This is a genomic window from Aestuariivirga litoralis (assembly GCF_015714715.1).
Lineage (GTDB): Bacteria > Pseudomonadota > Alphaproteobacteria > Rhizobiales > Aestuariivirgaceae > Aestuariivirga > Aestuariivirga litoralis_A.
In genome coordinates, this window is record NZ_WAHS01000001.1 from 131,274 (window position 1) to 146,483 (window position 15,210).

15 protein-coding genes are annotated in these 15,210 nt (G+C 58.9%); 3 read left to right on the forward strand and 12 right to left on the reverse strand.

Annotated elements, in window-relative coordinates:
* Positions 1–161: 161 nt before the first annotated feature.
* From serA to F8B91_RS00685, 3 genes are all read right to left on the reverse strand, one after another.
* On the reverse strand, positions 162–1,748 hold the full coding sequence (serA, locus tag F8B91_RS00675; RefSeq protein ID WP_196501796.1) for a phosphoglycerate dehydrogenase: 1,587 nt from the start codon (positions 1,746–1,748) through the stop codon (positions 162–164).
* 28 nt (positions 1,749–1,776) lie between these two features.
* A complete protein-coding gene (locus tag F8B91_RS00680; RefSeq protein WP_196501797.1) occupies positions 1,777–2,904 on the reverse strand; it encodes a phosphoserine transaminase in 1,128 nt (375 codons plus the stop codon).
* Between the two features lie 109 nt (positions 2,905–3,013).
* Positions 3,014–3,349, reverse strand: coding sequence for a GIY-YIG nuclease family protein (locus tag F8B91_RS00685; RefSeq protein WP_196501798.1), 336 nt, complete (start codon positions 3,347–3,349; stop codon positions 3,014–3,016).
* A 129-nt stretch (positions 3,350–3,478) separates the two neighbouring features.
* On the opposite strand from F8B91_RS00685, the gene F8B91_RS00690 reads away from it, so the two are divergent.
* Positions 3,479–4,180: an SDR family oxidoreductase gene (locus tag F8B91_RS00690; protein WP_196501799.1), complete on the forward strand. Its 702-nt coding sequence runs from the start codon at positions 3,479–3,481 to the stop codon at positions 4,178–4,180.
* A gap of 10 nt (positions 4,181–4,190) precedes the next feature.
* Here F8B91_RS00690 and F8B91_RS00695 read toward each other — a convergent pair whose 3' ends face one another.
* Entirely contained in the window at positions 4,191–4,967 is a 777-nt protein-coding gene (locus F8B91_RS00695) for a hypothetical protein (protein ID WP_196501800.1), read from the reverse strand.
* A 7-nt stretch (positions 4,968–4,974) separates the two neighbouring features.
* Positions 4,975–5,643 carry a dienelactone hydrolase family protein gene (locus tag F8B91_RS00700; RefSeq protein WP_196501801.1) on the reverse strand — a complete coding sequence of 223 codons (669 nt, stop codon included), beginning with the start codon at positions 5,641–5,643 and terminating at the stop codon, positions 4,975–4,977.
* Between the two features lie 147 nt (positions 5,644–5,790).
* On the opposite strand from F8B91_RS00700, the gene F8B91_RS00705 reads away from it, so the two are divergent.
* Both F8B91_RS00705 and F8B91_RS00710 read left to right on the forward strand, forming a co-directional pair.
* Positions 5,791–6,357, forward strand: a complete 567-nt coding sequence (locus tag F8B91_RS00705; RefSeq protein ID WP_196501802.1) for a DUF2852 domain-containing protein — start codon at positions 5,791–5,793, stop codon at positions 6,355–6,357.
* A gap of 129 nt (positions 6,358–6,486) precedes the next feature.
* Complete coding sequence (locus tag F8B91_RS00710; protein WP_196501803.1) at positions 6,487–7,065, forward strand: PadR family transcriptional regulator; 579 nt, start codon at positions 6,487–6,489, stop codon at positions 7,063–7,065.
* Positions 7,066–7,126: 61 nt separating this feature from the next.
* On the opposite strand, the gene F8B91_RS00715 is transcribed toward F8B91_RS00710, so the two are convergent.
* From F8B91_RS00715 to pal, 7 genes are all read right to left on the reverse strand, one after another.
* Positions 7,127–7,684 carry an outer membrane beta-barrel protein gene (locus tag F8B91_RS00715; protein WP_196501804.1) on the reverse strand — a complete coding sequence of 186 codons (558 nt, stop codon included), beginning with the start codon at positions 7,682–7,684 and terminating at the stop codon, positions 7,127–7,129.
* 196 nt (positions 7,685–7,880) lie between these two features.
* The gene (gene glmM / locus F8B91_RS00720; RefSeq protein WP_196501805.1) at positions 7,881–9,227 is read right to left on the reverse strand and encodes a phosphoglucosamine mutase; all 1,347 of its coding nucleotides are present in this window, start codon (positions 9,225–9,227) and stop codon (positions 7,881–7,883) included.
* A 44-nt stretch (positions 9,228–9,271) separates the two neighbouring features.
* Positions 9,272–10,324: a dihydropteroate synthase gene (gene folP / locus F8B91_RS00725; protein ID WP_246714930.1), complete on the reverse strand. Its 1,053-nt coding sequence runs from the start codon at positions 10,322–10,324 to the stop codon at positions 9,272–9,274.
* Between the two features lie 85 nt (positions 10,325–10,409).
* On the reverse strand, positions 10,410–12,314 hold the full coding sequence (ftsH, locus tag F8B91_RS00730) for an ATP-dependent zinc metalloprotease FtsH (RefSeq protein WP_348641705.1): 1,905 nt from the start codon (positions 12,312–12,314) through the stop codon (positions 10,410–10,412).
* 88 nt (positions 12,315–12,402) lie between these two features.
* Positions 12,403–13,584, reverse strand: a complete 1,182-nt coding sequence (tilS, locus tag F8B91_RS00735; protein ID WP_196501807.1) for a tRNA lysidine(34) synthetase TilS — start codon at positions 13,582–13,584, stop codon at positions 12,403–12,405.
* Entirely contained in the window at positions 13,565–14,539 is a 975-nt protein-coding gene (gene ybgF / locus F8B91_RS00740) for a tol-pal system protein YbgF (protein ID WP_196501808.1), read from the reverse strand. The genes tilS and ybgF overlap by 20 nt, the downstream gene beginning before the upstream one ends.
* Before the next feature lie 108 nt (positions 14,540–14,647).
* Positions 14,648–15,145 (reverse strand): peptidoglycan-associated lipoprotein Pal, encoded by a 498-nt coding sequence (gene pal, locus F8B91_RS00745; RefSeq protein WP_196503851.1) that lies wholly within the window; start codon positions 15,143–15,145, stop codon positions 14,648–14,650.
* Positions 15,146–15,210 lie beyond the last annotated feature (65 nt).

The following is a 15,210-nucleotide window of genomic DNA, read 5'->3' on the forward strand; positions in this document are numbered from 1 at the left end:
ATAGATGATTCGTGGGGAGCAAGTGTTAAGGCCCGAAGGCCCCCTCATCCGCCCTTCGGGCACCTTCTCCCGCGAGGGGAGAAGGGCGATCTGATTGAAAGTTTGCAGTGTGCTGCCTTCTCCCCTTGCGGGAGAAGGTGCCGACAGGCGGATGAGGGGTCTCAGAACTTCAGCTGTTTGACCTGCACAACGTTCGGCACCTTTTGCACTTCGGCCATCACATTCGCCGGAACCTCGCCATCGGTTTCGATGATCGAGATGGCGTCGCCGCCCTGTTCGAGGCGGCCGAGATGGAAGGTGCCCATGTTGATGCCGGCATTGCCCAAGAGCGTGCCGACCTTGCCGACGAAGCCGGGCTTGTCGTTGTTCGTCACATAGAGCATGTGCGGGCCGAAATTGCATTCGAGCTCGATGCCCTTGATCTGGATGATGCGCGGCTTGCCATCACCAAACACGGTGCCGGCGACGGCGCGTTCATACTTGTCGGTCTTCACGGTGATGCGGATATAAGTTTCGTAAGCGCCGCGCTTGGTCTGCTTCACTTCATCCACCTTGATGCCGCGTTCCTTCGCTACCACAGGAGCAGACACCATGTTGATGGTGCCCATCTGCGGCTGCAGGATGCCGGCCAGAGCTGCCGATGTCAGCGCCTTGGTGTTCATCTCGCCCACGTCACCGGCATATTCGATGACGATGCCGGTGATGGTGGAATCTGTGAGCTGACCCGCGAAGCTGCCCAGCTTTTCAGCCAGTGCCACGAAGGGGCGCAGGCGCGGAGCTTCTTCGGCGCTGATGGACGGCATGTTGAGCGCGTTGGTGACAGCACCCTTGATCAGATAGTCCGACATTTGCTCGGCCACCTGCAGCGCCACATTTTCCTGTGCTTCACCGGTGGAAGCGCCGAGATGCGGGGTTGCGACTACGTTTTCGAGATTGAACAGCTTGTGCTTTTCGGCAGGTTCCACCTCGAACACGTCGAGCGCTGCGCCCGCAACATGCTTGGAGATCAGCGCATCATAAAGCGCATCTTCATTCACCAAACCGCCGCGCGCGCAATTGATGATGCGCACGCCTTTCTTGCATTTGGCGAGTGATGCAGCGTCAATGATGTTACGGGTCTTGTCGGTGAGCGGCGTATGCAGCGTGATGAAATCGGCACGCTTGAAGATTTCATCGAGTTCGACTTTTTCGACGCCGATTTCCACGGCGCGTTCTGGTGAGAGGAAGGGATCAAAAGCGATCACCTTCATCTTGAGGCCCAGCGCACGATCAGCCACGATGGAACCAATATTGCCGCAACCGACGACACCGAGCGTCTTGTTGTAAAGCTCAACACCCATGAAGCGGTTCTTCTCCCACTTGCCAGCATGGGTCGATGCATTGGCTTCCGGGATTTGGCGGGCCAAAGCCATCATCATCGAGATAGCATGTTCAGCGGTGGTGATGGCATTGCCGAAGGGCGTGTTCATCACCACGATGCCGCGCGCGGTGGCGGCGGGAATATCCACATTGTCCACGCCGATGCCGGCGCGGCCGACAACTTTCAGGCGCTTGGCAGCTTCAATGATTTTGGGCGTGACCTTGCTGGCCGAGCGGATCGCCAAACCATCATAGTTCGGGATGGCGGCGAGGAGGGCTTCCTTGTCCTTGCCCAAATCAGGCTGGTAGTCGACTTCGACGCCACGGTCCTTGAAAATCTGGACGGCGGCGGCAGACAGTTTGTCTGAAATCAAAACGCGGGGGGCCATGAGGCGCTCCTATGAATGAGAAATTGAATTAAGCGGATGTGGCTTTGGCATAGGCCCAGTCGAGCCAATGCGTGAGCGCTTCAACGTCTTTGGTTTCGACCGTGGCGCCGCACCAGATGCGCAGGCCCGGAGGGGCATCGCGGTAGGCGCCGATGTCGTAAGCAACACCTTCGGCTTCCAGCAACTTCACCAGTTTCTTCGGCACGTCTTCGGCGCCATCGAGCGTGAGGCAGACAGATGTGTTGGAGCGTGTGCCCGGCACCTTGGCGAGGTGATGTGCGAATTTGTTGCGCGCCACCCAGGCGTCCAAAACGGTGGCATTTGCATCCGCGCGGGCGCGCAGGGCCTTCAGGCCGCCAATGGATTTGGCCCATTCGAGCGAGACGATGTAATCTTCAACGCAGAGCATCGACGGCGTGTTGATCGTCTCGCCTTCAAAAATACCGGCGATCAATTTGCCACCCGAAGTGAGGCGGAAAATCTTTGGCATCGGCCAAGCGGGCACATAGGATTCGAGACGCTCAACCGCACGTGGGCTAAGGATCAGCACGCCATGCGCACCTTCGCCGCCCAGCACTTTTTGCCAGGAGAAGGTGATGACATCGAGCTTGGCAAAATCCATTTCCTGCGCGAAGGCGGAGGAAGTGGCGTCACAGATGGTCAGGCCTTCGCGGTTGGCGGGGATCCAGTTGGCATCCGGCACGCGCACGCCTGATGTCGTGCCATTCCAGGTGAAGACCACATCGTGGCTGAAATCGATCTGCTTGAGGTCCGGCAGGTCGCCGTAACCGGCGGTGATCTTGCGGGCGTCTTTCAGCTTCAGCTGCTTCAGCACATCAGAGACCCAGCCATCGCCGAAGCTTTCCCAGGCGACCATGTCCACGGGCCGCGCGCCGAGCAGCGACCACAGCGCCATTTCAACAGCGCCGGTATCTGAAGCAGGCACAATGCCGATCTTGTAATCGGCGGGCACTTCCAGAATTTCGCGGGTGAGCTCAATCGCTTTCTTCAGGCGGGCCTTGCCCAAGCTTGAGCGATGGGAACGGCCCAGCACGGCGTCTTTGAGTTTGTCAGGGGTCCAGCCCGGAATTTTCGCACAGGGGCCGGAAGAAAAATTTGCGCAAGCCGGGCGCATAGCCGGTTTTTGATCTGTCATGTTTGCTCCATCCTTACAGATGGGTTGAGCCACGTTGGGGTGGCCTAGCCCGAGGGCGCGTTTGACAGAACTTGCGTCGCCTTTCAACTCAATTTTGAGTCAGGGTGAATCAGATCGGCGTTGCCTGCAGCCGTGAAGCCCATAATTGCTGGCGTTTCTTCAATTCATCCTTCTGCAGAAGTTCAGAGAAATCATCGGACAGACGATCAAGTTCTTCGAAGCGAAATTCGCGTTCGCCCTGTTGATTCCACTCGGCTTGCAGCGTCTTGAAGGGACTGCTTCCCAGACGCAGCCCGAACCAGAGGCTGTTCTGTTGGGCAGCAAGGTTGCGGCTGGTGCCGACCCAGACTTCGCCCGTGCTCGAGCACACGACCGCAAACACGCCGCGCACGGATTTGCGCTCCTTGTATGCGGCGATCATTGCTTTTCGGTCCTGATTTGACATGTCATTCTCTCTTTCTGATTTATATCCGGGTGAAATAGCAGATAATATTACCCGGGTAAATATAAAAATGCAGGCTGGCCTGTTTTGTCGGTCCTGCACTGCTATTGGTGCTGCAAACAGGAGATGGACATGACGGACAAAGTGGCAATGATCGTGGGTGGCGGCAGTGGCATGGGGGCTGCGGCGGCCAAGCGGCTGGCGGCCGACGGGTTCAAGATCGCCATTCTGTCGTCATCAGGCAAAGGCGAGGCGCTGGCCAAGGAGCTGGACGGTTTCGGCATCACCGGAAGTAATCAGTCCACGGATGATCTCAAGGCGCTGGTGGATGGCACGATGGCGAAATTTGGCCGTATCGATGTTCTGGTGAATAGCGCAGGGCATGGCCCGCGCGCGCAGATCATCGAGATCAGCGATGAAGACTGGCTCAAGGGCTACAATATCTATTTCATGAATGTGGTGCGCGCGGTGCGTCTTGTGGCGCCGATCATGCAGAAGCAGAAGGATGGCGCGATCATCAACATCTCTACGGCGTGGGTGACCCAGCCTTCCGCGATGTTCCCCACTTCCGCCGTGGCGCGCGCGGGCCTTGCCGCTTACTCCAAGATTTTCAGCGACACCTATGCAGGAGACAATGTGCGCATGAACAATGTGCTGCCCGGCTGGATCGACAGCTTGCCGCCGACGGACGAGCGCCGCGATAGTGTGCCGCTCAAGCGCTATGGCACCAGCGCCGAAATCGCCGGTACGATCTCATTCTTGGCGTCGAAGGATGCGGCCTATATCACCGGGCAATCCTTACGCGTGGATGGCGGGTTGGTCAGGGCAATCTAAGCGGAAGTCTTTATTTGCAAACCTGGCGTGAAACGGTTTTCTGGCCTTTCAGCACGGTGAGATAGCTGTTGCAGTCTTCACCGCAGATGCCGGCGCCATTGTCGAGCTGATAAGTGTAACCATTGTTCTTGAAGGTGAGCGTCGCGTGCCCGTCTGAGCCTGCATCCTCGTAGGTGCCGTTGCGGAGCGCGAGCTGCGGCTTCCCAGACAACGGCGCGCCGCGCTTCCAGGCGAAATAGCGCAAGTCATCGCCGTGCTTCTGCGCGCGGACCTGCAGGGTTTTCGTGCTGCAGTGCTGCACAAGGCGGTCATAGCCGCGCGCGGCTGGATAGAGCGCTTTGGCTTCGCCTTCCTTTGCGTCCTTGAGCGCTTTTTCGGCGGCGGCGGTGTTTTCATTGATGGCGGTGATGCGACCTTCCTTGAACCACACCATGCCATTCACCATGGCAATGCCGCGCCAGCCATATTGCGAGGGCTTTTCATCCAGCAGCTGCTTGGTGGTGACGGCATCGAAATACTCGTCCCAATGCACGAGGAATTCCTTGGCATTGCGGATGGGCGGCAGCGGAGACACACGCTGCAAGGGAAAATCGATCAGATTGGCGACAGTCTGCCTGTCGTTGCTCTTCAGCGCCGTTTTCAATTTTGCCGCCGCTGCGCAATCCGCCGCGTAAGTGGTGGGATCATCAGTCTCGCATTGATCGGTGGCCGCTGTTGTTTGCGCCGAACATGGCAGCGCAAAGGACGCAGCCAGCGCGAGTGTGAGCCAAAGAAGCTGCGTCTTCATGATTGTCTTAGCCCAAATTCTCGCCGAGGAACTTCAACAGTCGGCCCCACGCAATCTCCGCCTGGGCGCGGTCATGCACGTCGCGCTGTTCGTTCATGAAAGCGTGGCTTGCGTCGTAGCCGTAGATCTCGTGCTTCACGCCGACCTTGGTGAGCGCCGCGTCGAAAGCCTTGGCGCGTTCGGGTGTGACAAAATCATCGGTGTTGGAGAAGTGGCCCTGCACCGGCACCTTGATTTTCGAAATATCGAGGAACTGTTCCGGCGGCAATCCGTAGAAGGGTGCCACGCAGGAAATTTCCGGTGCTGTAGATGACAGCATGGCGACCGCGCCGCCCATGCAGAAGCCGATGATGCCGACCTTGGGTGAGGATTGCTTCAAATAGACCATCGCGCCGCGCACCACATTTTGTGCGGCATCGGCAAAATTCAGCGACTTCATCTCGGCCTCAGCCGCATCATGATCATGATAGGGCACCACGCGACCGGCATAGAGATCGGGTGCCAACGCGTCGTATCCGGCCAATGCCAGCCGGTCGCAGGTGCCTTTGATGTTGTCCTGCAGGCCCCACCATTCCTGGATGACCACCACGCCAGGGGCGTGATCGTGTGCCGCCTTGGAAAGATAGCCCTCGGCTTTTTTGCCGTCGATGCGGGGAAAGGAAATGCGCGTGCCCATATATGGCCTCCAGAGTCTGAAGCCAACAGACTGGCAGAAAACGCTCTTTTGGTCACCCGCTGGAATTTTACAAAAAAGTGAGGGGCTGCTCTTGAAAGATCGGTCTTAAGATATATCTTTAGTGCTATCGTAACAAAGGAGAGACATATGACCTACGATAGAAATGAAGACAAATCAGACGCTTCCGGCCCGAATGATGGCCAGCGGGGCAATCATTGGCGCGGCACTGAAGGCCGTGGCTTTGGCCGTGGCGGTTTTGGGCAGCGCGGCTTCGGGCCCGGCGATTCGGGCGGTTATGACCGCGATTGGCTGTCCTGGGCGCGCCAGCCGGGCTTTCACCCGCTGAAGGTGGTGGCCACTGTGGGTGCCTTCGCTGTGTTTCCGCCGCTGGGCGTTTTGACGCTCGGTTACTTCCTGTGGAACAGCCGCCGCGGCTGGGGCCATGGCGGCCACGCATTCGCGGGCGGCCCTGGATCTGGTGAAGGCCGTGGCCGCTGCGGTGGTGGGCATCGCGGCATGCGCCGCTGGTCTTCGGGCAATGACGCCTTTGACCAGCACGCCCGCGAGACGATGGAAAAGCTGCGCGAAGAGCGCCACGCGTTCCAGGCCTTCAGCGATGCGGAGCGCCGCAAGCGCGACCAGGAAGCTTACGATGCTTTCCGTGCCGCGCCTCCGGCCAAGCCGGAAGATGATGCTGGTTCCAAGCAAGACTAACGACAGCGGGTGGCCCCTCATTTTTTAATAGCGCATGACCGGACGCAAAACCGGCGTCCACTTTTGCTGGTCATGCTTTGAGGAGCCGCCTCTTTACCTGAAGGAGTAAACATGATGTTTGATTGCCGCATGAGTGACGAACACAAGAATCACGGCCCCAAATGGGGCTGGGCGCGGCGCGGCGGACCCGGCGGCGGGCCGCCCTGGGCACGTTTTGGCGGCGGCTTCGGTGGCGGCGGTCCGCGCAGCCGAATGTTCGGGCAGGGCGATTTGCGCTTCCTGCTGCTGGCGCTGATCGCCGACAAGCCTTCGCATGGTTATGATCTGATCCGCACCATCGAAGCGCGTTTCGGGGGCAATTATTCGCCGAGCCCCGGCACGATTTATCCCACGCTCACGCTGCTGGAAGAGCAGGGGCTGATTGTGGCTGCCGCTCAAGATGCCAAGAAGTCCTACACGATCACTGATGCCGGCAAGGACTTCCTCAAGGAACACGCTGATGCAGTAGCCGCATTGATGGCGCGCATCGATGTGCAGGCACGCGGCCAAGGCCATGCGCCGATGCCGGAAAGCGTGATGCATGCCGTGCATACTTTGCGGATGGCTTTGATGGGGCGGTTCTCATCGTGGTCAGCGGATGAGCAAACCCGCGTGCGCGAGATATTGGAAAAGGCTGCGCGCGATATTGCGAGCGGCAACAAGCCCTAACAAAAACGCGCCCCCTGTTTTCACAAGGGGCGCGTCTTTAAACTCTTACGAACTGACTGACTTAGAACTTCACGCGCACACCGGCAGCAATCTGATGCTCCTGGGTGTTCTGCGTGCTGTTGATAATGTCGTGGAAGCGGTAGCCCACATCCAGCGCCAGGTTGTTGGTCATTTCATAGGCCACACCGGCATTCAGGCCGATGGCCACACCGGTTACGTCAGTGGCCGCGCCATTGCCCCATTCCCAACCATAGCCGACGCCTGCGCCGACATAAGGGGTGAAGGAAGACGAGTTCTTGAAGTCGTAATAGGCGGTGCCGAGCACCATGCCGGTGCGCACTTCACCCGGATTGAGGCCGTAGCCACCCGTCCAGTTGTAGGTCACGTCAGCGCGCCAATTGTCATTCAGCTGATAGCCGATACCGGCATCGCCCACATAAGCCCAATTTTGATTAGCGCTATCCCAGTTGAGGTAGGAGGCTCCAAGGTCACCACGGATATAAATGCCCGACGACACCACCGCATCTGGCGGAGCATAAGACACGTCCGCAGCCTTTACAGTGGCCGCCAGCGGCACCATGGCGAAGCTGGCAAAAAGAATTTTCCAAAACGATTTCATAACGCACCTCATTAAAACGCTAGTCCCAATACTTACAAACAATGCCAGCCGCTTTTGTTCCAAGGCAGGCTGGAAGAAGGCTGAAATGTGACAGATCCTGACAGTTGCATTTATGCATCACTCTTTTGCATCGAAATGAAACGCCGCATCAGAGATCATTCACCATGCCAGCTTTAGAGTGGGTTGGACCTCTTGTTCAGGCCGCCGCTTTTGAAATCACTCCGCAAAGATCGTCGACAATTTTCTTCACCATGGCAGCATCTTCGCCTTCGGCCATGACACGAATCAGTGGCTCGGTGCCGGATGGGCGAATGACCAGGCGGCCCTTTTTGCCGAGCATCGCTTCAGCATCCTTGATGGCGCTTTTCACAGTCGCATCTTCGAGCGGTTTGCCGCCCTTGAATTTCACATTCTGCAAGATCTGCGGCAGCGGCTTGAACAAGTTGCACACTTCGCTCACCGGCTTTTGCTGGCGCACCACTTCGGCGAGAACTTGAAGGGCCGCGACGAGGCCATCGCCTGTCGTGGCATAATCCGACATCACCACGTGGCCGGATTGTTCGCCGCCCACATTGAAGCCATGAGCGCGCATGTGCTCGACCACATAACGGTCACCCACTTTGGTGCGCGCCAGCGTGAGGCCTTTTGAAGCCATGAAATGTTCGAGGCCCAGATTGCTCATCACGGTGGCAACAAGCCCGCCGCCCTTGAGCAAGCCACGCGCGGCCCAGGATGAAGCGATCAATGCCATGATCTGATCGCCATCAATGACTCGGCCATTTTCGTCGCAGATGATCACGCGGTCAGCATCGCCATCGAGCGCGATGCCAATATCAGCGCGCGTGTCGCGCACGCGTTCGCACATCGCTTCAGGATGCGTCGAACCGCATTTCTCATTGATGTTGGTGCCATTGGGTTCATTGCCCATGGTGATGATTTCGGCACCCAGTTCCCACAGCGCAGGAGGAGCTGATTTGTAAGCGGCGCCATTGGCGGTATCGATCACGATGCGCAGGCCATCGAGCGGTGCCTCGGCCGTATAAGTGCGCTTGGCAAATTCAATGTAGCGAGCGCCGGCATCTTCAATGCGCTTGGCGCGGCCCAGCATGTCAGAACCTGCGGGCTTCAACTGCGATGGATTGTCGAGCAACTCTTCAATTTTGACTTCGGTTTCGTCCGACAGCTTGTAGCCATCGGGCCCGAAAATCTTGATGCCATTGTCGTAGTAAGGATTATGCGAGGCCGAGATCATCACGCCCAGATCGGCACGCATCGAGCGGGTGAGCATGGCGACAGCGGGCGTGGGCACCGGGCCGAACAGAAACACATCCATGCCGGCCGAGAGAAGACCAGCGGTCAAAGCCTGTTCGATCATGTAGCCGGACAGGCGCGTGTCCTTGCCGATCACCACGCGGTGGCGGTGGCCGCCGCGTAAGTGCAGCTGGCCTGCGGCCATTCCGATCTTCATCACCACGTCTGGAGACATGGCGCCCTCATTGGCGCGTCCGCGCACACCGTCTGTGCCGAAATACTTGCGTGACATTCCTGCCGGACCCCTGAAAAGTGATTCCAATTAGAGGGATAAAATTAAATGTCGGCTGAATCTGGATCAAGGGCTGCGGTGAAAACCGCCAGTGCACTTAATGTTTCCTTAACATCGTGAACGCGCAGCACCTGTGCGCCCAACAAGGCCGCATGGAGCGCGCCGCCGAGCGATCCGGCCAGGCGTTTGCCCGCCGTTTTTTCGCCCGTCAGCGCACCGATCATGCCCTTGCGGGAGAGGCCGACGAGGAGGCCCACGCCCAGGCCGTGGAGCAGCGTGAGCTGTTGCAGCAGTTCGAGATTCTGCTTGAAGGTCTTGCCGAAGCCGATACCCGGATCCACCATGATGTGGCTGCGCGCAATGCCGGCGGCTTCCGCCTTGGCGATCAGGGCGGCTAATTGGTCATACACATCCAACGCCACGTCATCATATTTGGGGGCCAGCTGCATGGTGCGCGGCTCGCCCTGCGCATGCATCAGGATGACGGGTGCGCCGGCCTTGGCCACGACGCTTGGGGCGTCTGGATCAAATTGCAGAGCGGCCACGTCATTGATGATGGCCGCACCTTTGCTCAGCGCCTCCTGCATCAGCGGGGCCTTGCGCGTGTCCACTGATACGAAGTGGTCCTTCGCCAGCGCTTCGATCACCGGCATGATGCGGGCGCGCTCTTGCTCGACAGAAACCGTGTCGGAGCCGGGCCGGGTGGATTCGCCACCCACGTCGAGAATGGCAGCACCATCTTCTGCCATCTTGCGGGCTTCAGCGATGGCGGTGGCCGCTTCGAAATGCACGCCACCATCGGAGAAGGAATCCGGCGTGACATTGACGATACCCATGACATGCACGCGGTTCAGTTCCAGCGCGCCGAAGTTGGGGCGGGGGGATGTGATCGCGGTGAAGGAGGGATGGTTTCGAATCTCGCTGGTATCATTCGTGATGCGGCGTTCGATCTTGCCGTCTGCGTGACGGGTGATGAGTTCTGCTTGGGTGAAAGCGATGTCGGCGCGCCCGGCTAGCGGGAAAGCGCCGCCCGAATTGACCAGCTTGGCTGCATCCGGCCCATGCGCGAGACCTAGGGGTCGAAGATAGGTTTTCATGTCCTTGGCTTTGACCCAAATATTTAGGGCCAGCAACAAAAAAGGGCCGGTTGCCCGGCCCTTTTCAATTCAGTTATCACGCGTCTCAGCTTTGCGTCTGCGGTTCCAGATTGCCCAGCGGACGGCGCGGAGTGGTGCGCGGGACGACGGGGGTGGACGAGCCCGAAGTCGGCGCCGGCGTATCGTCGCGCTTGATCTTCTTGCCGGCCAGAACCTGCTTCACTTCCGCACCCGAGACGGTTTCAAATTCCATCAGGGCGGCAGCAACCTTGTGCAGGCCGTTGCGATACTTGGCGAGGATGCGCTTGGCAGAGGCTTCGCCAGCGCTGATCAGCTTGCGGGTTTCCTCATCGATCAGGCGCGCGGTTTCCTCCGAGATGTTCTTCGACTGGGTGATGCTGTGGCCCAGGAAGACTTCCTGGTCATTGGTGCCATAGCGCACGCGGCCGAGTTTTTCACTCATGCCCCATTCCATCACCATGGTGCGGGCCAGCGAGGTTGCCATCTGGATGTCGCCACTGGCACCATTGGTCACATTCTTGGCACCGCCGAGAATGAGCTCCGCTTCACGGCCACCGAACAGAACAGCCAGGCGCGATTCACACCATTCACGGGTGTGGCTGTGGCGGTCACCATCGGGGAGGTTCATGGTCACGCCCAGGGCACGGCCACGCGGAATGATCGTCACCTTGTGCAACGGATCATAAGGCACCTGCAGGCCCACAATGGCGTGGCCAGCTTCGTGATAGGCGGTGTTGCGGCGTTCTTCCTCGCTCATCACGAGGGAGCGGCGCTCGGCGCCCATCATCACCTTGTCCTTGGCATCTTCGAATTCGGCCTGCGTAACCAGCCGCTTGTTGCGGCGGGCAGCCAGAAGTGCGGCTTCGTTGACGAGGTTGGCGAGATCCGCACCGGAGAAGCCGGGCGTGCCACGGGCCAGAACCTTGGCATCCACATCAGGTGCCATCGGAATGTTGCGCATATGAACAGCGAGGATCTGCTCGCGGCCCTTCACGTCCGGATTGCCGACCACGATCTGGCGGTCAAAGCGGCCGGGGCGCAGAAGGGCAGGATCAAGCACGTCAGGGCGGTTGGTGGCCGCGACGATGATCACGCCTTCATTGGCTTCAAAGCCATCCATTTCGACCAGCAACTGGTTCAGCGTCTGCTCGCGTTCATCATTGCCGCCGCCCAGGCCTGCGCCACGATGGCGGCCAACAGCGTCGATTTCGTCGATGAAGATGATGCAGGGCGCGTTCTTCTTGGCCTGTTCGAACATGTCACGCACGCGCGAAGCACCCACGCCGACGAACATTTCAACGAAGTCAGAACCGGAAATGGTGAAGAAAGGCACGCCGGCTTCGCCAGCGATGGCGCGGGCCAGCAGCGTCTTGCCGGTGCCCGGAGGGCCGACCAGCAATGCGCCGCGCGGAATCTTGCCGCCGAGGCGCTGGAACTTCTGCGGGTCTTTGAGGAATTCAACGACTTCCTGCAGATCATCCTTGGCTTCGTCCACGCCGGCCACATCAGCAAAGGTCACCTTGCCGTGCTTTTCAGTGAGCAGCTTGGCCTTGGATTTGCCAAAGCCCATGGCCTTGCCGGAACCGGCCTGCATCTGGCGCATGAAGAACAGCCACACGCCGACCAGAATGATCAGCGGCAGCCAGGAGATCAGCGCGTTCGACCAGAACGAGTCGCTCTGCGGCGGGCGGATGGTCATGTCGATATTCTTCGAGCGCAACGTGGCCAGGTCATTCTCGCCCAGTGGCACATAGCCTTCGAAGGCGGCCTGATTGGTATCCTTGCCCTGGATATAGCCGCCCGAAATGTTCAGGCTCTTGATGGTGCCTGCATTCACCTTGTCAAAGAACTCAGTGTAGGTGATTTCCTTGGTGGTGCCCTTCATGACCTGTCCCTGGAACAGGCTGAAAAGCGCGATCAGCAAAACACCAATCACGACCCAAATGGCAAGATTACGGAAGTTGTTCACGTCATACCTCGAAGTTTTGGCGCGAAGCCAAATGAACGTTACGCGTAACATAGGGCGCAGGTGCTGCCAATCCAAGAAGCAGCTTCGATTATTTCGTGATGAATGTAATCTTCGCTTCTGGATGATGGCTGCTGAAAACATCGGCAAGAACTTTATCGCCGCGCATCACGACCGGTAAACCGGCATCCACAAAGGCTGGAATTTTACCATTACGTTTCAGTGATTTGAGAGCCGCTCTTGCAATAATGGATGAACCTTTGGGGCCGATCACCAGAAAGCGGTTATCCCATCGCACACCGTTTGCGGGCGATGTCGCAACGGGTGCTGCGGCAATGCGTGCGGGTTCGCGCGCGACAATGATCTCGCGCTGGCGCTTGGCGAACAGCGCGCCGCCCAGCGTACGGCGGCCGGTTTCGTCAGAGGCGAGCCAGGCGGCAAGAGATTCGCGCTTGGCCAATTCAGGTGTCGAACCACCAGCGAGTGCGATGAGATTGAGCAATGCCGCATCCGTCATCGCCTTCACGCTTGCGCTTGAAATTGTAATCATGCCGAAGCTGGTGACGGTGACGCTTTTTGCAATCCATACGGCGGCGGATTTTTCCGCGCTGCGCGTTTTGCGCTGCGCTGCTTTGGCTTCGGCAGCGAGTGTCAGTGCAGGAGCTTCGGCGCGCACGCGCACGCGCTCATAGCGATGGTCCTGGTTGCTCGGATCTTCGATCCAGTCTTGTCCGATGGCTGTGAGATAGTCGCGCAATTCGGCGCGGGTCACATCGAGAAGCGGGCGCAAAACGGTGATGCCGTTCCATTGCTTTTCGGGCCAGATGGCGGAGAGGCTTTTGGCTGATGATGTGCGGCGCTGGCGCATGGCCACGGTTTCGGCCTGGTCATCCATTGTATGGGCGGTGAGCAGGGCATTCACGCCATGTTTGCCGCACCATGCGGCCATGAGTTCATAACGTGCCGAGCGCGCCTTGGCCTGCAGGCCGGAGGTGATGCCCTGATGCTTCCATTTCAAAACGTGATGCTTGATGCCAAGGGACTTGCAGCAGCTGGCGACTTGCTTGGCTTCCTTGACCGATTCCTTGCGCAACCCGTGATCGACGGTGAGTGCAATCAGGCTCCCGCTGCCGTGCCATGCATGGGCAAGGCGGAGGAGGGCGATGGAATCACCACCGCCGGAAACGGCAATCGCCAGAGATGGGAAAGGGGCGCACGGCCTGAACAGCCGCTTCAGCCGCGCAGCCGAGAAATTAGAGGGCGCAGCCTTCACGCTTGATTTCAGCCTGGGCGCGCTTCTTGGCTTCGACGGCCTTGGGGTATTCATCGTCGATTGAGCCCAAGGTGGTGCAAGCCTGGTCCTTCTGGCCCAAACGCGACAGTGACATGCCCAGCTTCAACATGCTGTCGGCGGCGCGGCTGCCCTTCGGGTATTTCTTGGCGCCGTTCAGATAGGCCTGAGCCGCGTTGGAGAAATCCTGCTGGTACCAATAGGATTCACCCAGCCAGTATTCGGCATTGCCGGCGGCGGGATGATCTGGATACTTGTCGATGAAATCCTTGAAGGCCACGGTGGCCTCATCATAGTGCATCTTCACCAGCGCCTGGTTGGCGCGCATGTAGAGATCATCAGGGGTTTCAGCCTGCGGGGCTTCCAGCGAAGCTTGCTGGGTGCCGCCGTCCGTTGCGGTTTGATCGGCACTGCCGTCATTGGTGTCGGTGGTGGCCTGGGTATCATCGCCGCCAGCCGGAACCAGAACCTTGCCCTGGAAGCCGCCGTCTTCAGCATTGGCGGATTTGGTGGTGCCGAGGCCTGCGGGCTTGGGCGCCAAAGCGATCTGGGCGGGCGGGGTGGCAATACCGCCTGAAATCTGCGGGTCGGTGATCGGCTGTTCGCCGATCTGTTCCACGCCGTTATCGCCGGCGTTGGCATTCATCGCTTCGGTTTTCTTTTTCAGCGGTGGTGCTACCGGTGCGGCCTGTGCCAGTTTCGGGGCAGCAGGGGCTTCCGGATCAGCAATAGCAGGGGCCTGTTCGGCGGAGCCCAGTTTCTTGGGCGCCTGGGCCTGCATCTGCTTCAATTGATAAGTGAGCTGTTCGACCTGGCCAGTCAACTGGCGCAACTGTTCTTCCAGCTGGTCCATACGGACGGTGACGTCATCAGCGCGCGCCGGAAGGACGGCGGCGCTCATCATCAAGGCACAGACGAAAAGGCTACGCTTTAACATGGGTGGTATCCACAAAGGTTCAGCGCCGTTTGCCCGCCAAAAAAGGGGAAATTGAGGCTCAAACATGAAATCTCAATTCCCCGGCTTTTGGCACGGGAAGGCATGAACTTAGTTGGTGCCGCCGGTGATCACCGTCACAGCGCGGCGGTTCTGGCTCCAGCATTGTTCGGCATCGCACAGGGCGACCGGGCGTTCCTTGCCGTAGGCAATGGACGAGATGCGGTTGCCGGGTACACCCTGCTGAATCAGGAAGTTGCGCGTGGTGGTGGCGCGGCGGGCGGAAAGGGCGATGTTGTATTCGCGGGTGCCGCGTTCGTCGGCATGGCCTTCAACCTGAATGGTCACCTGGCCGTATTGCTTCAGCCAGTTGGCCTGCTTCGACAGCGTGTCGGAGGCTTCCGGGGTCAGTGTGGATTGGTCTTCGAGGAAGAAAATCTTGTCGCCCACATTGGTGGTGAAATCAGCTTTGGAGCCGGGAGCGGCCTGACCCATGCCGCCGCCATTCATGCCGGCGTCGAGATCGGGCTGGGTTTTCTTCGAGCAGGCGGCGAGAGCCAGAAAGCAGCAGCAAATCGCCGCATATTTGAAACCTGCAACACGCATCATCATCAAAGTCACTCCACTCTTTTCGAGGGGCCCTTAAAGCCCTTAAGTCCCAACGCCCTGCCGAA